General features: G+C 61.2%; 14 protein-coding genes and 1 pseudogene. 8 read left to right on the top strand and 7 right to left on the bottom strand.

Annotation, left to right across the window (positions count from 1 at the left end):
• Positions 1–86: 86 nt before the first annotated feature.
• The 4 genes and pseudogenes from CQ015_RS19610 (at position 87) to CQ015_RS15010 (ending at position 2749) form a co-directional block, all read left to right on the top strand.
• Complete coding sequence (locus CQ015_RS19610) at positions 87–203, top strand: LysR family transcriptional regulator (protein WP_374955695.1); 117 nt, start codon at positions 87–89, stop codon at positions 201–203.
• Positions 204–883: pseudogene (locus tag CQ015_RS19605) on the top strand (substrate-binding domain-containing protein).
• A 358-nt stretch (positions 884–1241) separates the two neighbouring features.
• On the top strand, positions 1242–1865 hold the full coding sequence (locus CQ015_RS15015) for a cyclodeaminase/cyclohydrolase family protein (RefSeq protein ID WP_105552556.1): 624 nt from the start codon (positions 1242–1244) through the stop codon (positions 1863–1865).
• Positions 1862–2749, top strand: a complete 888-nt coding sequence (locus CQ015_RS15010; RefSeq protein ID WP_105552557.1) for a bifunctional 5,10-methylenetetrahydrofolate dehydrogenase/5,10-methenyltetrahydrofolate cyclohydrolase — start codon at positions 1862–1864, stop codon at positions 2747–2749. The genes CQ015_RS15015 and CQ015_RS15010 overlap by 4 nt, the downstream gene beginning before the upstream one ends.
• Before the next feature lie 437 nt (positions 2750–3186).
• Here the strand turns inward: CQ015_RS15010 and CQ015_RS15005 are convergent, their stop codons facing one another.
• From CQ015_RS15005 to CQ015_RS14985, 5 genes are all read right to left on the bottom strand, one after another.
• Positions 3187–4059 carry a nucleotidyl transferase AbiEii/AbiGii toxin family protein gene (locus CQ015_RS15005; RefSeq protein WP_105569413.1) on the bottom strand — a complete coding sequence of 291 codons (873 nt, stop codon included), beginning with the start codon at positions 4057–4059 and terminating at the stop codon, positions 3187–3189.
• On the bottom strand, positions 4056–4592 hold the full coding sequence (locus CQ015_RS15000; protein WP_105552559.1) for a hypothetical protein: 537 nt from the start codon (positions 4590–4592) through the stop codon (positions 4056–4058). Before CQ015_RS15000 ends, CQ015_RS15005 begins: the two co-directional genes overlap by 4 nt.
• A 420-nt stretch (positions 4593–5012) precedes the next feature.
• On the bottom strand, positions 5013–7532 hold the full coding sequence (locus CQ015_RS14995) for an FAD-dependent oxidoreductase (protein ID WP_105650522.1): 2520 nt from the start codon (positions 7530–7532) through the stop codon (positions 5013–5015).
• A 71-nt stretch (positions 7533–7603) separates the two neighbouring features.
• Positions 7604–8989, bottom strand: a complete 1386-nt coding sequence (locus tag CQ015_RS14990; RefSeq protein ID WP_105650521.1) for a flavin reductase family protein — start codon at positions 8987–8989, stop codon at positions 7604–7606.
• A complete protein-coding gene (locus CQ015_RS14985; protein WP_105650520.1) occupies positions 8986–10290 on the bottom strand; it encodes an SRPBCC family protein in 1305 nt (434 codons plus the stop codon). Before CQ015_RS14985 ends, CQ015_RS14990 begins: the two co-directional genes overlap by 4 nt.
• A gap of 155 nt (positions 10291–10445) precedes the next feature.
• Between CQ015_RS14985 and CQ015_RS14980 the strand changes: the two genes are divergently transcribed.
• From CQ015_RS14980 to CQ015_RS14970, 3 genes are all read left to right on the top strand, one after another.
• Positions 10446–11384 (top strand): LysR family transcriptional regulator, encoded by a 939-nt coding sequence (locus CQ015_RS14980; RefSeq protein ID WP_105650519.1) that lies wholly within the window; start codon positions 10446–10448, stop codon positions 11382–11384.
• 129 nt (positions 11385–11513) lie between these two features.
• Positions 11514–12728: a formaldehyde dehydrogenase, glutathione-independent gene (fdhA, locus tag CQ015_RS14975; RefSeq protein WP_105650518.1), complete on the top strand. Its 1215-nt coding sequence runs from the start codon at positions 11514–11516 to the stop codon at positions 12726–12728.
• 233 nt (positions 12729–12961) lie between these two features.
• Complete coding sequence (locus tag CQ015_RS14970) at positions 12962–14860, top strand: BCCT family transporter (RefSeq protein ID WP_105650517.1); 1899 nt, start codon at positions 12962–12964, stop codon at positions 14858–14860.
• 60 nt (positions 14861–14920) lie between these two features.
• Here CQ015_RS14970 and CQ015_RS14965 read toward each other — a convergent pair whose 3' ends face one another.
• Positions 14921–15583, bottom strand: a complete 663-nt coding sequence (locus tag CQ015_RS14965; RefSeq protein ID WP_105650529.1) for a GntR family transcriptional regulator — start codon at positions 15581–15583, stop codon at positions 14921–14923.
• Between the two features lie 663 nt (positions 15584–16246).
• Here CQ015_RS14965 and purU point away from each other — a divergent pair.
• Positions 16247–17119, top strand: coding sequence for a formyltetrahydrofolate deformylase (gene purU, locus CQ015_RS14960; protein ID WP_096255420.1), 873 nt, complete (start codon positions 16247–16249; stop codon positions 17117–17119).
• A gap of 134 nt (positions 17120–17253) precedes the next feature.
• On the opposite strand, the gene CQ015_RS14955 is transcribed toward purU, so the two are convergent.
• The gene (locus CQ015_RS14955) at positions 17254–18855 is read right to left on the bottom strand and encodes a PucR family transcriptional regulator (RefSeq protein ID WP_146114075.1); all 1602 of its coding nucleotides are present in this window, start codon (positions 18853–18855) and stop codon (positions 17254–17256) included.
• Positions 18856–18879 lie beyond the last annotated feature (24 nt).

Here is an 18879-nt window from a genome sequence, read left to right as displayed (position 1 = left end):
ACGGATCGGGTGTTGCGGTATCGGGTGAAGGGCTTAGCGGCGACTCATTAATTTTCTACCGATGTCCAGAGCCCTGATCCCAGCAGCTGCGCAAGCTCGAGGAAGAGGTCGGTCAGCCTCTGCTGCAGCGCCACGCGCGCGGCATGACTCCTACCGACGCGGGTCATGTTCTCGCATCCCACGCGAGGCGCATCTTGCAGTAGATGGATGCCGCAGTCGCAGACCTGGACCAACTGGCGGGATTGAAAAGCGGAAGCCTGAGCTTGGGGACTTTTCCTACACTCGGAAGCTCGTTCATGCCGCTGGTGATCAGCCGCTTCCGCAAGTTGTACCCCTCGGTCAATCTCGATGTGCGCAGTACCCGATTGGAAGAGCTCATTTCGCTGCTCTCCAAGGCGGAAATTTCCTTGGGGTTGCTCTGGGAGTATGAGTGGCACAAGTTGAATCGTGCGGATTTCGAGCTGACGACGCTGTTCACCGAGCCGACGGTACTTGTGGTTGGGGTAGAGCATCCTTTGGCAAAGCTTGATGAGATCGACATGGCAGATACGGCGCAAGAGCAGCGGATCGTCCGCGCGAATGAGCATAGGTGGCGGAGCTTTTGGAGCGGACCTGTAACGCCGCTGGGTTTTCGCCGAAGATTTCCTTTCAGGCAAATGACTACCAGGAGGCGCAGGCCATGGTCTCGGTGGGATTGGGCATCGCCCTGGCCCCGAAGTCCGCGGTGATGAACAACCATCCAGGGGTCAAGATCCTGTCGCTGGGCGAAGCCGCTGCGCCGCGCAGTGTGGTCCTCGCCCAACGCCGGGATCGAGTTCGGGCTCCGGCCGAAAACGCCTTTCAATCGCTCCTCGTGGAAATGGGCAAAGCCTGGATTGATTAGATCCGGACCTAAGGGCGCGATGCTTATCCGGCGTACACTCTTCGGCGCACGCTGGCAGGAGTGGGGCATTCGAGGCCGCTTTCTCCTAAGCGGAGCAAAAAACTCTTGACCTGCATTCGGCATGTGTTTTAGGCTTCAAGGTAACCTGATATACCAATTGGATACTAAGTGAAGATTTTGTGTCGAGCCCCAAGGCTGCCCTTGATTCGCGCGAAATCCAACGGTCTTGAGGCCATGCGAATAACCGTCACGAATGGCCGGTGCTGCACTTGCATGCTGCTCCGGCCCGGACGCAAAATCTTCACTCCGGTTGGCCTAGGGCTCCACAGCCAAGCATTCTGAGCGAGGGTAAAACCCAATGATCTCCAACGAAACTATCACCAGCTACCTTGAACGGCTCGCTTCTAAGGCGCCTACTCCGGGGGGAGGTGCTGCCGCGGCCTTGCACGCCGCCCAGGGCGCCGCGCTGGTGTCCATGGTTGCCGAGTTTACCTCCGGACCGCGATTCCGAGAGGTCGAGGACAAAGCTCAGCCGATCGCCAAACACGCACGCGTACTGATGCGTTCGGCGCTGTTCGAGGCGCAGGAAGACGAACGATTGTTCGGGGCCTTAGGCGATGCATACAGGATGCCCAAGGAGGATGAAGAGCAACAGGCAGCGCGCACCGCGGCCATACAAAGCGCCACCATTGCCGCGGCCGCACCGTTGGTCTCAACCGTTGAATCCTCCGCGGTGGTCATTGAGCTCGCCCAGCGTTTGGTCGAGATCGGAAACCGATCGGTGATCAGCGATGTGGCTGCAGCCGCCGAAGCGGCGCGAGCCGCCCTGGGTACCGCGCTGGTGACGCTGGAAATGAATATTGCGGCAATACAGGAAGCCGAACAGCGCGAACGCTTGAGCCTCGTGGCCAGCCAAGCCGCCGACGCGATCGTGGCGGCAGAAGCACTCAGCGCGCAGGTCCGCTTGGTGGTGGCTGCATGACCGCGCAACGCCTCGCCGGACAGCCGGTGGCCGCAGCCATCCGTGAACGCACCGGCCAACTCGTTTCGCGGCTGGCGAGCGAAGGGATCACCGCCCGGGTGGCGGTGGTGCTCGCAACCGACAACGAGGCAACGTCCTGGTATGTGCGCTCCATTGAACGCGCCGCCGAACGGCTCGGAGTTCACTGCCAGGTGCTCGACTTGGCCACCGGCACCCAGTCGGAGATTGCCCAAGCGATCCGGGCCTTGAACGCAGACGAGACGGTGCACGGCATCATTCTGCAGACGCCGCTGCCCGAATCGGTTGACCCGGCCTCCCTGGTGCAGCTGATTGACCCGGCCAAGGATATTGATGGAGCCAACCCGCTGAGCCTGGGCAGGCTCAGCGTGGGCCAGCCGGCCTTTGCGCCGGCTACGGCACGTTCGGTCATCGAAATCCTCGAACACTATCAAGTCCCACTCGCCGGAGAGCACGTTGCGGTGGTGGGCCGTTCCGCGGTGGTGGGCAAACCGCTCGCCCAGCTCTTGCTGCAGCGCGACGCAACGGTGAGCATCTGCCATTCTCGAACCACCAATCTCGCCGAGATTACCAGGGGCGCGGCGGTGACCGTTGTGGCGGTTGGCCGGGCGAACCTGCTCACCGGCAACGAGGTCAGCGATTCGTCGGTAGTCATCGATGTGGGCACCAATGTCACCGAGGATGGCCAGCTGGTAGGCGATGTTCACGCGGAGTCGGTGCAGCCACTGGTCCGGGCGATGAGCCCGGTGCCCGGGGGAGTAGGCACGGTAACCACCGCCCTGTTGATCCTGCACGCAACGCAGGCGGCGCTAGCCGCCCTTGAAAATGCCGCATCGAAAGGAGCTCCCATGGCCGGACGCCGGTAGCTGTTCGCCAGCGTTTAGGGCACAAGTGCAAGGCAAGCCAGCCCGCATGGTTGCTTAGGACGTTGAACCGGCAGGTACAAGGCAACAATAGTATCTTCACGGTGCGCGTTGGCCTGGATCCGGAGTGGGATCTGGCGCCGGCGCCGCGCTGGAAAAAATAGCCGCTGCATCATCGCTTGGAAGGCCGATGATGCAGCGGCTTTCTTTGTGTTCCAGAGATATTTGCCGTTCGAGCGTTGGCGTGGCCTGCCCACCGCAAACGGCCCATGCCGTGTTGCGGGTGGTTCAGATCAACGGGCAGTGCAATTCGAAGTGCCGCCACCTTGTAAATGAGCCAGGTGTATGCGGTTGAATGAGCTCCACGTAGAACTGGGACAAATTGGACACCAAGTCTCGAAGTCTACTGCGGTAGTGAGAGAGCTTCGCATCATCACGGCTCAATGGTTGGGCCCAGTTGATGAAGAATGGGGGTTAGAAGTGGTAGATGGGGCGTGATCGATCTGGGCGATGAATTCGTTGACCCATTGAACGGCGGAGATGACATCAGCGGCTACGTTGAGTCCATTTGCTGCTTCGGCATAGAGGGATTCCCAGTCGGTTTCTTCAACCGCTACAGGTGGCCAAGGGTGCGCTTTGCGGTAAGTGAAGAGTCGGACGCAGGTTGATCGTACTTGCGTGAGATCTAGTTGCTCTTGGGTGCCCAGCAGCTGAAGGTCTACGAGGTCCCGGGCTCGGTCACTTCCAGGAGCGGTAGATGCATGGATTTTCTGGGCGATTTGATGATCTGCTGGCATTACCGGCACAGGAGCTGGGGATGGTAAGCCGAGAGAAGTGAACATGTCGATAAGGTTCTCAGCAAGAACCAGTACGGGGTGTTCCGCGTCGCCGATTTCATTGTGGCCCAGTTCAAAGGGGACGGTGCACCATGCTTTACCCTTGTAGTCGAGCTTGACGTCGAAGGGTTTCATTACATAGGAAGCCGGGACTCCTGCGGGTTTCAGTTGCTTCTTTTCAACAAGACGTCCGGTGAAGCCCTCCCATCCTTCTAGGAGGCGATCTGCGAAATCATCGCGGAACTTTGCCAGTCCACTGGCCCGTGCGGCGTCGAGGTCACGCGTGAATCGTGTTCCAGTGCCATATCGCAATGCCATAGCACTTCCACCTTTTACGGATCCTCCGGGGAGCATTTGCCCGACAATGACCAGTGCCATGGAGGTGCGTCGCCGGGTGACTAAGCTTTCCTCACCTTCTAAGTTTCTAATGCGCTGGTTGAGCGCTGTGAGATTTGCGGGTGGGGTTGGATACTTCATACGGAAAGTTCCTTACGTACCTGGCGCCATTCTGCAGAGGTGAGAAGTCCTTCGGCGCGGGCCCTGGTCGCGGCGTCTCGTAGTCGTGATGCGGGTACTTGTCCGCGGCATTCAATGAGGGCTTCGGCAACCCGTTGCGCCGGAATCCCCTGATAGTGAGTCACTTTTGTGTCTACGGAAGCTCGAACGAGATTTATATAGCTAGGCATGGCTCGACGTACGCGATGGGTTGTACCAACTGTAATCTTTCGAGGGTTCACATCCGCCAGGCCCAGGAGGGCAAGGACAGTTTCTCCTCGCAGGTGGGAATCGGCGCCCGCCCGCAAGGTGGCTTCCGCGAACTGATCGTGGTCAGTTGGTGGAATGTCGGTGACCCGGTAAAGGCGGTACCCGGTGTGTTCCAAACCGCCTCGGGCGGCAAGTTTTGGCAGCTCCACCGCCGGCACACCAGCGTCGGTGGCGCCGGTGACAGTGACGTAGCCATAGTTGTCGTAGGCGATCTCTCGCAAGATGTCTCTATAGCTTTGCTTCATGTCAATATTATACCGTTAACAGTATAAAATTGACACCACTATCAGCGGGCAAAATCCCTGTGCTGTATTGCCGAAGGCCGTGACGACAGGACTCCTCAACCCAGCGAATCCTGCAGTATGCGCTCAATGATGCTCGCCCTAGGTCTATTCGCGAATGGCATGTTCAGGTAATGCCGCTGTTTCGTCGCCGGCGGAGTGAAGTTATTTGCTGAACGCCCTAACGTGCTCGGTAGCCCAACCCGCAGGATGCCAACGACGAAGCCCGGTCTTGAGCTACCCAGGGTAGTTCCACTGATGATCAAACGAGGCGGAAACCAGAACACAGCGCGCGTCTCGTACTTATATATACGTATATACGGCAAGAGGCCGGGAAGCTGTTCATAACGAACAGCTTCCCGGCCTCTCGATGGCTGGAAGCAGCTAGCTGGCCGAGGTGGCCAGCGAAACTCCGCGCAGCCGGTCCATCTGCGGATCGTACAGCGGGTCGTCGACCACGGTCGCGGCGATCGGCTTACCGAAGTACTCGATCTGCACCGCATCTCCGGTCTGCACCGACTTCGGCAGCCAGGCGTAGGCGATGGGCTTGCGCACCGTGTAGCCAAAGGTGGCACTGGTGACATAGCCGGCCGGTTCCCCGTCCACGTAGACCGGTTCCTTGCCCAGAACCACGGACACGCCATCATCAACGGTCAGGCAGCGCAGCCGCTTGGTGGCCGCGGCGGCGCGGTCCGCCAGGGCGGACTTGCCCGCGAAGTCCACGGTCTTGGCGGCCTTGACCGCGAAGCCGAGCCCTGCCTGTTCCGGCTCGTGCTCGCTGGTCACGTCGGTGCCGAAGGAGCGGAAGCCCTTCTCCAATCGCATGGAGTTGAACGCTTCGCGTCCACCGGCGATGATGCCGTGCTCTTGGCCGGCTTCGAAGAGTACATCCCAGAGCCGTGCGCTGACATCCGCCGAGGCGTAGAGCTCCCAGCCGAACTCGCCCACGTAGGACAGGCGCATCGCGGTCACCGGAATGCCGGCGATGGAGATCTGCTTGGTGCGGAAGTACTTCAGCCCCTCGTTGCTCATATCGTCTTCGCTGACCTTGGCCATCACCTCTGGGGCCAACGGCCCCCACAAACCGATGCAGGAAGTCCCGGCCGTGATATCGCGTACCGCGACCCACTGGCCCGGGTTTGCCTCGTTGAACTTGCGGGCTTCCCGGCTGAGGTAGGCGACATCCACATTCGAGTTGATGCCGGCCTGGTAGAGCTCTTCGGAGATGCGGGCCACGGTGATATCGCTGGTGATGCCGCCGGCGGCGTCCAGCAGCAGGGTGTAGCTGACCATGCCCGGGGCGCGCAGCATATTCGCCGTGGTCAAGCCCTGGAGCATCTGCCCGGCTCCGGGGCCGGTGACCTCCACGCGCTTGAGCGGTGTCATGTCGAACATCGCCACGGCGGTGCGCGTCTTCCAGGCTTCCACCGCGGCAATCGGCGAGTGGAACATGTCCGACCAGTCATCGCGCGCCGGGGCGGCCCAATCCTCGGGCAGCTGCTCGAGCAGGGCGGCGTTGGCCTCGTACCAGTGCGGGCGCTCCCAGCCGGTGCCTTCCAGGAAGAAGGCTCCCAGTTCCTGCTGGCGGGAGAAGAACGGGCTGGTGCGCACATTGCGTGGCTTCAGCCGCGGCTCCAGCGGGTGGCGGATATCGTAGATTTCCACGAAGTTCTGCTGCGAGGTTTCGCTGACGTACTCCTTGGTGGTCTGCATGTCCTCGAAGCGGTTCAGGTCGCAGTCGCTCAAATCGGTCTTCGACTGCCCGGTGGTGATCAGCTCGGCCACGGCCTTGGCGATGCCCGGCGCGTGGGTGACCCACACGGCCTCGGCCACGAAGAAGCCGTCGACCTCCTTGGACTGGCCCACCAGCGAACCGCCGTCCGGGGTGAAGGAGAAGATCCCGTTGAAGCCGCGCTGGATCTGCGTATTGCGCAGATCCGGCAGCAGCTCCTTGGTCGCTTCCCATTCGGCGGCGAAGTCCTCGGGGGTGAAGTCCAGCGAGGAGGGCATCCGCTCGGAGGTGATTTCCTCGGGCTTGTAGGTCCGCAGGGTGTCCAGGTCCACGGGCATCGGGCGGTGCGCGTAGGAGCCGATGCCGATGCGGTCTCCCCACTCGCGGTAGTAGAGATCGCGATCCTGGTAGCGCAGGATCGGCCGGCTGGCGCCGTTGGGCAGTTCGTTGATGCCCGCGAGGCTCGGTGCCGGGGTGGTCCAGGCGAACTGGTGTCCCAAAGGCAGCAGCGGGATCTCGGTGCCCACCATCTTTCCGATATTCGGGCCCCAGAAACCCGCGCAGGAGACTACGATATCTGCCTCGAAGCGGTCCTCGCCGCAGATGACCGCGGTGACCTTTCCGCCGGATTGCTCGATATCGGTGACCACCGTGCGGTCGCGGAATTCCACGCCCGTGGCCTTGGCGCGTTCCATCACCAATTGGGTTCCCTTGGCGGCCAGGGCCAATCCGTCGTTCGGCGTGTAGAGGCCGCCGAGCACCAGCTCGGGGTTGAGCATCGGGAACTTCTTCAGGCAATCCTCCGCGTCGACCACGTGCGCTTCCACCCCATAGGAGCGGTTCCATCCGGCGCGGCGATGCAGATCGGCCAAGCGCGCCTCGGTGGTGGCGATCTCCAGCCCGCCCACGCGCAGGTAGGAGCCACGGCCGTCGGCGCCCACCAGCGAGTCGAGCTTCTCGATGGTGTACTGCGCGAATTCGGTCATGGATTTCGACCCGTTGGACGAGAAGACCAGGCCCGGGGCGTGCGAGGTCGAGCCGCCGGGGATATCCAGCGGGCCCTGTTCGATAACCAAGGTATTGGTGTGGCCCAGTTGGACAAGTTCGTCCGCCAGGTTGGCGCCGACGATTCCGGCTCCGATGATTACTACCCGAGGTGAAGTTTGAGACATGGGGGACTCCTTAAGTACTGATGGTGTGGTGGAGCAACTGCTGGCGGTACGGGAGGATGTGGCCGCGATGCCTAGGCATCGATGACCAGATCGGTTTGTGCGGTGGAGCAGCAGGGCAAGAACTTGCCGGCGGTGATCTCCCGGGCGCGAATGCCGCCCTGGTGGTTCATCTCCACGTCCCCTTCGAGCTTGACGACCTTGCAGGAGCCGCACATGCCTTCCTGGCAGTTGGCCCCGATGCGCACTCCTGCGCGTTGGGCTACCCCGAGGATGCGCTCATCCGAATTGATCTTGACGTTGATCGCGGTCCGCAGGAAGGTCATGGTCAGCTCGCCCTCGCCCACCGTGGGGAAGGAGGAGGCGGCAGGTGGCTCTTCTTCGCTGACCAGCGGCTCGGCCGGCGGCAACGGAGCATCGGAGTCGACCACGACCAGCTTTTGGCCGACGGCCTCCAGGGTGCCCGTTTCGTCATAGTCCGGCTCGTACATGCTCAGTTCCGGGGGCTGGCTCTCGTAGAACTCCTCCACCGATTCGGCGACTTCTTCCGCGATGCCCTCTGCCAGTGCGATTTCTGCCTGGTATTCGAGCAGCGTCTTGCGGTCGCCGGAGAAGAACTCCATGAACACCGAGGTGTCATCCACGCCGACTTCGCGCAGCAGCTTGGTGGCCGAGTTCAGATATCCTTCCGGACCGCAGGCGAACACCTTGCGGCCGTTGGCATCCGGGGCTACCGCCTCGATCATTTCAGCGGTGAGCCGTCCGGAGTATCCGTCCCAGTCTGCGGGTTTTTCGCGGTTGCCCAGCGAGTAGGAGACCCTGATGCGCGGATCGACCTGCTTGATGTATTCCAGCTCGCGCCAGAACGGGAAGTCTCCGGGCACGGTGCCATGGCAGAGCACCACCACATCGGCCTGGCCGGGCAGCGAGTGGATGGTGCGCACCATCGACATGATCGGGGTGACCCCGGCCCCGGCCCCCAGGAACAGGAAGCGGGCGCGGCGGTCGGAATCGCCTAGGTGGAAGGCCCCGACCGGGCCGAGCATGTCCAGCACCATGCCCGGACGCAGGTTCTCGTGCGCCCAGGTGGAGACCAGTCCCTTGGGGTCGCGCTTGATGCTGACATTGAAGGTCCAGGGCACGGTGGGCGCGCTGGAAATCGAATAGCTGCGATCCACCGTCTCCTGGTCTTCGCCATGTACGGGAAAGGCGATGTTCAGGTACTGGCCTGCGCGGAATGCCAGCGGGGCGCCATCGAGGCGGCGGAAGACGAAGGTCATCAGCCCGCCGGCTTCCTCGATGGTCTGCACGCATTCGGCCAGGAATTCCTGGGGGTGCCAGGGGCCCAGTGCGCGGGCTGCGCTCGCCGGGCCTTCTTGGCTGCTGAGCACCCTGTTCCAGGGCATTTCCAGCCCGCGCAGGCGCTGGGCGCTGCTCAGGAGCTTGGCGGTACCGGTCATGCCAGGTGCTCCAAAACGCGCTGCGTGTACCAGTTGATGAATGCTTCGACCTGGTATTCGCTCTTCATGTACGGGCCGGGTTCGTAGGCGGGGCTGTTGGCTCCGGACTGGCAGAGCTCGACAAAGGCCTTGTCCTGCAGATTCGTCTGCTTCCAGGTGTGGGTGAGCGTCTCCAGATCGTAGTCGTCGCCCTCCACTGCATCGTCGGCCACGAGCCAGGTGGTGCGCACCAGGGTCTGATGCTCGTTAATAGGGAACGCGGCGAAGGTGATCACGTGGTCGGACTGGAAATGGAACCAGCTATTGGGCTGCAGGTGCATGGAGCAGCGGCCCAAGCGGAAGTCGCGCAGCTCGCCGAGCAGCTTCTTCGAGAGCCGGTGCCCGTCGGCGGAGAAGGACTCTCCGTCGCCATCCAGGGATTCACGGGAAATGCGGATCCCCGCGACGCGGGTGTCCAGCTCCTCGACGACTTCGTACGGGATCCCGTAGCGGCGGCAGCGCTCTTCCAGCCCTGCCTGGGCTTTCTGGTTGCGTTCCCAGACTTCTTCGAGATGCGTAGGGACGGTCTCGTCGGTCAGTCCCCAGGTGGGGAACAGCGAGCAGGCTAGTTCCGGGTGGCCATCGCAGTGGTAGCACTCGCGGTTGTTCTCCATCACCAGCTTCCAGTTGCCCTCTTCGATGATGTTCTGCTGGTAGGCGACCTTGGCGCGGGAAATATCATGCGGGGCCAGGTAGGGTTCGAAAATTTCGGCGACCTGGTCGAAATCCTCAGGTGGCTCCTTGGCCAAGGACACAAAGATCAGCCCGGCGTGGATCCGGCCGTGGGCGCGCTTGAGCGCAAAGCAATTCTTGTCAAAGGTTCCCTCGCCCGGAGCCGAGGCGTGGATCAGGTTGCCCTCGGGGGAGTAGGTCCATGAGTGATAGCCGCACACCAGGTTGCCGGTGCTGCCCGAAGCTTCGGTCAGCACGCGGGCCCCGCGGTGGCGGCACACGTTGTGCAGCACGTTGACGCCTCCGTCATCGGTGCGCAAGACGATCAGCGAATGCGGCCCGTAGTCGAGGGTGACGTAGTCTCCGGCCTCCGGGATTTCGGCAACGCTGGCGGCAAAGAGCCAGTGGGTTCCGAAGATTGCCTGCATCTCGACCTTGAATACCGCAGGATCCGTATACAACGGTGCTTCAAGCGAGTAGCCCTTGCGCCGATTCTGAAAGAGTTCGGTAATCTCGGCGAGCTGTTCATCGCTTACCGTTGAGGCGAGCTTGCCACGCGTCGAGTGCGGAGTGCTTACCGAAGCGGTCATATTTTACTCCTAGAAGCCGGACGCCTGCAGGCGCCCATGAATGTGAAAATAGGGAAGATCCTTTGTGAGTCGAATCACCATATGAGTCGAGACTAGAAACAATCGGCCAACAAGAAAAGCGCAAGAAAGTGAATGAAATCGTGCAGAATAGGTGCATGATTGATCCTCGACTCATTACCCTTCGAGTCTTCTCCTCGGCGGGCACCATTGCACGGACCGCCGAACTCACCGGATACTCGCCATCGGCGGTCTCCGCACAGCTTCGTGAGCTGCAGCGTTCCCTGGGAATCAAGCTGATGATCAAGGATGGGCGCGGGGTGCGGTTGACCGTCGCGGGCCGGCACTTTGTGGCGGGACTCGACGACATTGTGACGCAATGGGAGCTGCTGCGGTCCTCGGCGCTGTCGGCCGAAGGGCAGGTCCAGGGCGATTTCGGGCTGGGCGGTTTTTCGACGGCGGCAGCGCAGCTGCTGGCCCCGCTGGCATCGACCCTGCGCAGAACGCGGCCGCATGTCGAGGTGCGGCTCATGGAGGCCCAGCCGCAGCGCTGCCTGGATCTATTGCTGGCCGAGCGGATCGACCTCGCCGTGATCGTGGCATCGCAAACACCTGGATCAAGTGGCGGCAACGCCAAGTTCGAGCAGACGGTGCTGCTCGATGACCCGCTCGATGTGGTGCTGCCCGCGGAGCATCGGCTGGCGATGAATAAATCGGTGTCGCTCTCAGAGCTCGCCGAGGATCCGTGGATCTCGGACTCGGAGCAATCGGTCTATCGAGCCCTGTTCGTTGCCGCCTTCACCTCGCTGGGGGTCACCCCGCATATTGCCCACGAGGCGGTCGAGTGGGAAACGATGATCGCCTTCATCGGGGCGGGACTGGGAGTGGGGTTGATGCCGCGCTTGGCGACCTTGGGCAGTGCGGAGAATGTGGTGCGCCGCCGAATCTCCGGAGCAATCAAGCCATCGCGGCGAATCGTCGCGGTGACGCGCAAGGGCAGCAAGGGGGCGCCGCTCATCGAGGAATCTTTGACGGTTCTGCAGAGCACCGCAAAGAGCATTATTTCCCAGCGATTGACCGAGGAATTGGACGGGTAGCCCCTCCCTCTGGCATCGGCGGGAGCGCGAGTCAAGTTTCGGTTTCCTATTGACATAGATCACACTCATGAGGAGACTTGGCCTAATTCCAATTAGTATCCAACTGATATTTCAAGGGAAAGGTCCACCATGGGCAACTTGGCAGTAAGCTACGCCGGCGCAGGCAAGGTCGAACTCATCGATTCGCCGTATCCGGAATTCGAATTGAAGGACGGCCCGGGAGTCCACCCGGCAAACATTGGCCGCCAGGTCCACCACGGCGTCATCCTGCGCACCATCGCCACCAACATCTGCGGCTCCGACCAGCATATGGTCCGTGGCCGCACCACTGCCCCGGAGGGCCTTGTGCTGGGCCACGAGATCACCGGAGAAGTGATCGAAGTCGGCCGCGACGTGGAATTCCTCAAGGTGGGGGACATCGTTTCGGTGCCCTTCAACATCTCCTGCGGCCGCTGCCGCAACTGCAAGGTCGGACAGACCGGCATCTGCTTGAACGTCAACCCGGACCGTCCGGGTTCCGCCTACGGCTACGTGGACATGGGCGGATGGGTCGGCGGGCAAGCCGAATACGTGCTGGTTCCATACGCAGACTGGAACGCGCTGAAATTCCCGGACCGAGACCAGGCCATGGAGAAGATCCTTGACCTGACAATGCTTTCGGACATCTTCCCCACCGGCTACCACGGAGCCATTGGCGCCGGGGTAACCGTCGGATCGACCGTATATGTCGCCGGCGCCGGTCCCGTGGGCCTGGCGGCGGCCACCTCGGCGCAATTGCTCGGCGCGGCCACCGTCATCGTTGCGGATCTCAACGCAGACCGGCTAGCCCAAGCGCGCAGCTTCGGATGCGAGACGGTGGACGTCTCGCTCGGCGATCCGGGCGAGCAGATCGCACAGATCCTGGGCACGCCCGAGGTCGACTGCGGCATCGACGCCGTCGGCTTCGAGGCGCGCGGCCACGGGCACGACGCCGGGAAGGAGCAGCCGGCCACCGTGCTGAACTCGCTCATGGAGATCACCCGGGCCGGCGGCAGCCTCGGCATCCCCGGGTTGTATGTCACCGGAGATCCCGGAGCCAGCGACGAGGCGGCCAAGCAGGGTTCGCTATCCATGCGCTTCGGGCTAGGTTTTGCCAAGTCCCATACCTTCGTCACCGGCCAGTGCCCGGCGATGAAGTACAACCGAGGATTGATGCAGGCGATTCTTTCGGACAAGGTCTCGATCGCCAAAAACGTCAACGCAACCGCCATTCCGTTGACCGACGCACCCAAGGGATATGCGGCCTTCGACGAGGGCGCGGCGCAGAAGTTCGTGCTCGACCCGCACGGCCTGATCGGCGCCTAGCTCGCGGAGCGCAGCGCGGGGACGCAAGGTTTACTCCTTCGGCCCCGCGTTTGTGCCGTAGCCGGTGCATAATTCGGCGACCGCCGTGCCCCTGCCAGTTCATCGAGCACGGCGGTCGCCGCCTTTAACCTGACCGAGCAACGACTTTGTTGCGCCCGTTTTCCGGTTGCGGGCAGGCCAAGCCGCGGAGCCATTGCGGAAGGCCGTCATGTTCCACCATCAAAGGAAAATCTATGAATCGCAGTGATCAACCAGTTCAAGATCTAGTCAGCGAGCTGCATTCGGCTCGCCGGCGCAGGCCGAGAAAATACCCGTCAGGCGGGACCGACTATTGGGTTTTCGGAATTGCCGGCGCCCTGGCGCTGGCGTTCATCGCTTGGGGGTTCGCCTCGCCGACAGGTCTGGGAAATACCGCGGGCAAGGCCTTGGACTGGGTGATCACGAATACCGGTTGGATGTTCGTGATTGCGGCTACCGTCTTCACCATATTCGTGCTGGTCGTGGCGGCCAAGAACTTCGGCCGCATCCCGCTGGGCAAGGATGGCGAGAAGCCGCAATTCAGCACCATCTCCTGGATTTCCATGATGTTTGCCACCGGAATGGGCATCGGACTGGTGTTCTACGGTGTGGGTGAACCGTTGTTCTTCTACATGTCCCCTCCGCCGGGAACGGTTGAGGGGCAGAGCGCCGCGGCCGTCGGCACCGCCATGGGCACCACGCTGTTCCACTGGACGCTCTTCCCCTGGGCCATGTATGCGATTGTCGGCTTGGGCATGGCCTACGGAAGCTTCCGCTTGGGGCGGCCGCAGCTGTTCTCCGCGATGTTCAGCTCAATTTTTGGTGAGCGGGTGGTCAACGGCTGGGGCGGCAAGACGATTAACATCTTGGCCATCCTGGCGACGCTTTTCGGGTCGGCTTGCTCATTGGGACTCGGTGCGCTGCAAATCGGCGGCGGAATACAGTCTGCCGGACTCCTGCCAACCGTGGGCTCCGGAGTTCTGGTCCTGATCATCGCGGTTCTCACCGCCTTGTTCGTCGGTTCGGCGGTTTCCGGCATTGAGCGCGGAATTCAATGGCTTTCGAATATCAACATGATTCTTGCGGTCATCCTCGCGGCCATCGTGTTCATCGGTGGGCCAACGTTGTTCATCTTGAACGTGATTCCAAACGCGGTGGGGTCCTTTATCAGCGATCTGCCTGAAATGGCTTCGCGAACGGCTTCTTCCGGCGACGGAACCATGGCCACCTGGTTGTCATCCTGGACTATCTTCTACTGGGCCTGGTGGGTTTCATGGACCCCGTTTGTCGGTCTTTTCATTGCCCGCATCTCGCGTGGCCGCAGCATCCGCCAATTCGTCACCGGAGTGCTGCTGGTGCCGTCTACGGTGACGTTGATCTGGTTCGCCATCTTCGGCGGCGGTGCGATCGGCCTGCAGGAGCGGGCGGAACGTTCCGGAGACATGGGCCAAGCCATGACGCAGATGGTGGATGGGGTGCCGAATATCAACTTCAATTCGGTGCTTTTCGATCTGCTTGGAAGTTTGCCCTTCCCCGCATGGTTTGGAACAGTGCTCATCGCGTTGACGGTGGTATTGATCGCGATCTTCTTCGTCACCGGAGCCGACTCGGCCTCCATCGTCATGGGCGCGCTGAGCGAACGCGGTGCCGAGGAGCCGTCCAAGAAGTCGGTGATTTTCTGGGGTGTTTCGGTTGGTGCGGTGGCCGCGGTCATGCTGCTGGCCGGAGGAGACCACCCGGCTGCGGCATTGAACGGATTGAAGAACATCACCATCGTCTCGGCGCTGCCGTTCGTGCTGGTGATGCTGCTGCTCTGCGTGGCGATTTGGAGAGATCTGAGCAAGGACCCCCTGGTGCTGCGAGGCAGGGTTGCGCTCGAAGTCCTCGAACAAGCCGTAGACGATGGGATCGATCGGCACGATGGAGAGCAGTTCTGCCTGATGACCACCGAGCAGACAATCGTGACGGTGCAGAATGCGCCCTTGAACGGTGAAGCGAAGGACGCTTTTGCAAATTTGGACGAGGAGTACGTTGCGGAGTTGGGCTCCCCGAATGGCATGCCCGATTCCCTTGGCTCCGACGGGGATCTGGAGACCGAAAAGGCAACCAAATAAGCCAAGGTCCTTCCGCACTAGGCCTGACGGGCCGAGCAATCCATCGCCTAGCTCGGTCCGTCAGGGTGCGCGACGCAAGGCCTGCTCAAAGTGCGTGACGTGCGCCGAGACCAACTGCGCCGCCAGCTCAGCTTCGCCTTCGAGGATTGCACGGAGCAAGGCCGAATGTTCGGTGATGTGCTCGGCGATCGGCGGCATTTGATCAATCACCAGGCACCAGATCCGTGTCACCAGATTATCCAAGCGGACGAGGGTTTCCTCAAGGTGCTTATTGGCGCTGGCCTTGTAGATGAGCCGGTGGATTTGCACGTCTAGCAGCAGCAGCGAACGCTGATCGACGCTCCCATCCAGGGCATCGATGGTGTCCAGGTAGTTGGTGATCTCGGCCCTGACTCCGGCATCTTTATTGGCCGCCGCATTTCGGGCAGCCAGGGGTTCGAGGCTCTGGCGGATTTCGGAAATATGGTTCAGCTCGTGGAAGTCAACGGCCGTGGCAAAGGTGCCGCGGCGCGGGTAGGAAACCACCAGGTGATCCGTTTCCAGCCGTTTCAAGGCTTCCCGAATCGGAGTGCGCCCCACGCCGAGTTCTTCGGCTAGTTGCGGCTCATGAATTGGGTGGGTGGGAGCGATTTCGAGCAGTACCAGGCGATCGCGAAGTACGCCATAGGCATGATCGGCCATCGATTGGGTACCCGTATCGGTGCCTGCGGTCTTAGGGGGCATCAGATTGTCGCTCTCTTCACTGGTCATATATCAGTTGCCAATAATCAAAGGGTATCGCTCGAGTGCCAATCGGTCACTTCCTCAGAGCTGCGAAAGAATCGTTGCGGACCAAGCGCCAGCGGTTCACTCACCGGTGCGGCGCCAGTACGAAGATCAGGCCTTGGCGCACTTGCGCCGCAGGCGGCCCTGAAAGCCAAGAAGGTGCGCCCGTTTGCCTGGGGGAACGTGGATCCGTAGGGTGGCAAAATCGCTTGATGCAGCGGTTTTCCGGGCAATGAAAAATCCCCTAAGAAACTTATTGACGCTGTGACGCAGCGAACATAGACTTGTGATCAGTTATTGATATATCAGGGATTGGAATCAGGGTTTGATCTGTCGATTGCCGAAGTTGAGATGCAGAAATCAACTTCCGATTTCGGAACGGACCTTGGGGCCGTGCGGGATACTGGCATTGGATTCACCCCTAATCTAAAATCATTGCTCACAGCAGCGATACCCTGCTTGGGAGGGGTGCGGATCTTCTGGCATTGGTGAGCCAATGCAAGAAGGAGGGCGTGGTTGGTCAACAACGACAGATCGCAGGCGTAGACCACATCGATTCCCCACGAAATGTACGAGGCATGACGGGACACTGTCATCTCGGTGAACCTAAGGAGCGGCAAAATGACCGAACTGAACAATAAATATGTCTTGACCCTCACCTGCGCAGAGCGCCCGGGGATTGTCCATGCCGTGACCGGTCTGCTGCTGAAGCACCATGGGGACATCCGGGAGCTGAAGCAGCATGATGACCAGCGTTCTGGGACGTTGTTCATGCGCATTGAGTTCGAAGTGTCCCAAACTTCCAATGTCGCTGCCGAAATCGCCGAATTGGAGTCGAGCTTGACCGAACTGGCGACAGAGCACGAAGCCACCTGGGGCCTGCGGGCCTCGGGCAAGAAGAAGCGCGTGGTGATCATGGTGTCAAAGTTCGGGCACTGCCTGCATGACCTGCTGTTCCGCGCGCGCATGGGGGAACTGCCGGTCGAGATCGCGGCGGTCGTCTCAAACCACCCGGATCACCGCCAGCAGGTGGAGTGGAACGGCATACCGTTCTTCCACGTTCCGGTCACCGCCGAGACCAAGCCGGAGGCAGAGGCCCGGCTCATGGAGCTCGTTGACCGTTTTGATGTGGACTTGGTCGTGCTCGCCAGGTACATGCAGGTCCTCTCCGATGATCTCACCCGGCAGCTCACCGGACGCGCGATCAACATCCACCATTCATTCCTCCCGTCCTTCAAGGGTGCCAAGCCTTATCACCAGGCCTTTGAGCGCGGCGTAAAGACCGTGGGTGCGACGGCGCACTACGTGAACAGCGAATTGGATGAGGGGCCGATCATCGCCCAGCAGGTCCAGAACGTTGATCACAGCTACGGGCCGGAAGATCTTGTCGCGGCCGGTCGGGATACCGAATGCAAGGCGCTCTCGGACGCGGTGCGCTGGCACTGCGAAGACCGGATTTTCCTCAACGGTTCACGCACGGTGGTGCTGCGCTAGCGTTTTTCCCGCAAGCCAGCCGGCAGATGCGCAGAGTTCCGCGTGGCGGGCTGAAGGTCGCATGCCGTTGAAGGGTGCTCGTGGATCGTTCGTGGCGAACGGTCTGCGAGCATCCTGCTTTATAGCGCTTCCCGTCAGTGGCGTTGGCTCTGCCGGTAAACGCTCAGGCTCAGCGTCAGAACCGTCAGCGTGCGCGCATCATTCAGATCCGCTTCAAGCAGTGATTCCAGCAGCGCGAGGCGCTGGTAGAACACCGAACGCGACAGCCGGCAGCGGGTTGCTGCCTGGGAGCGGTTGGTTGGCGAGGCCAGATAGGCTTCGAGCACGCGAAGGCACTCATCGCGCCGGTTGGCTTCCAAGGCCAAAATCGGCGCCAGCACTTGCTGTGGCAGGCGTTGCACGGCCGGTTCGTGGCGCAATTCATGGGTGAGTAGAGCCAGCGGGTAGTCGGCGGCCAAGACTACCGAAGTGCTTGGTTCCAAGCGCAGTTCACAGCCCTCGGTAGCCTGCTCGATCGAGGTCCGGATCTGCCCGAGCCCTGCAACTGTTTCGCCCAGATAGAGGGGTCCTTCGAGGGCATGGGATTCCACTGCTAGGCGCATCGCTTGCTGGAAGGCGTCTTGCAGCTGGATGCTCGCGGTCGAAACGATGCCAAAGAGTTTGGGCGTTGGTGAATGAAGTGCACCAATAACTAGATTCATCCCATTTCCGGCATGCTGCTCAATTTCTTTCACTGCGGCTTTCGGGTCTTGCCCCGAAGCAAGCCGCACAGCGAAGCCACGCAGGGCCCGTTGCCTGACCGGGAATCCGGCAGCCTCAAATTTTCCGGTCAGCAGCTTCAAATTGGTTTCCCGGCTATTGAGCAGATCGTCGAGCAGCTCGCAGGCCGTATCGAACTTCCACAGCGCCGGACCTCTTGTGCGCAATAGCTCGGTACCCAAGGCGATGGCAGCCATGGTCAGCACATGCAGCGAGCCGGCCGGGTGGGCGGCGGAGCCCGGTGCGATCAAGGAGCCAAAATTCTTGCCGTGGATTTGCACCGGAGTCACCTGGCGCGCGGTATTTCCCATGAGGTGCGAGGCTCGCGAGCGATCCTGCCAGTGGTCAAAGAAATCCGATGGCAATTCCACCGTGCTGGCGTAGCGCCGCAGATTGTATCCGGAATCTTCGAAGACCACCGGGCAGCCAAGAAACCTGGCACAGTCGTTCAGAACTGTTGCTGCCGGGGCGCCTAGTTGCATCAGGCCGGTGAAATGCTCGGTCACTTCACCGCCTGCTTCGATTCGCCGGGTTTGCGCGGAGAACAGCAGCTGATGCAAGGTCTCGGTGATCTCGACGAATGCCACCGGCTCGTGCAGCAGAATCAATGGCAGGCGCTGCTCCTTGCAGGCGCGGACAAGACCCGCGGGAGCTTCGGGGCAATGGGCCCCGAGCTCCACTACCAAGGCCGCTGCTCGAAGCTCAACTAATTCGGCAACAAACGGTTCAAACTCCGCCTGTGCGCCCCAACCGATGCCGGTGGTCAAGACCAGCTCCTGGCCGCGCAGGTAGGAGGCGGGGTTGAGGTTCTCCAAGACATGCGCCCAGCCAATGTGACGCTTCAATGACGGGGCATCGGCGATTACCTGCGGGCTGCCGACCAGCATGCAGGGCAGCTGCAGCAACTGTTCGACGGTGAGAATCGCATTGCCCGGACAGTCTGTCCGATTGGTCGGCGTTTTTCCGACAAGTGTCACTGTTGATAAGCCTCTCGCTGTGTA

Source organism: Arthrobacter sp. MYb221 (assembly GCF_002979835.1).
Classification (GTDB): Bacteria; Actinomycetota; Actinomycetes; order Actinomycetales; family Micrococcaceae; genus Glutamicibacter.
Note: the sequence above shows the minus strand (reverse complement) of the source record. Positions and strands in the feature narration are given on the sequence as shown.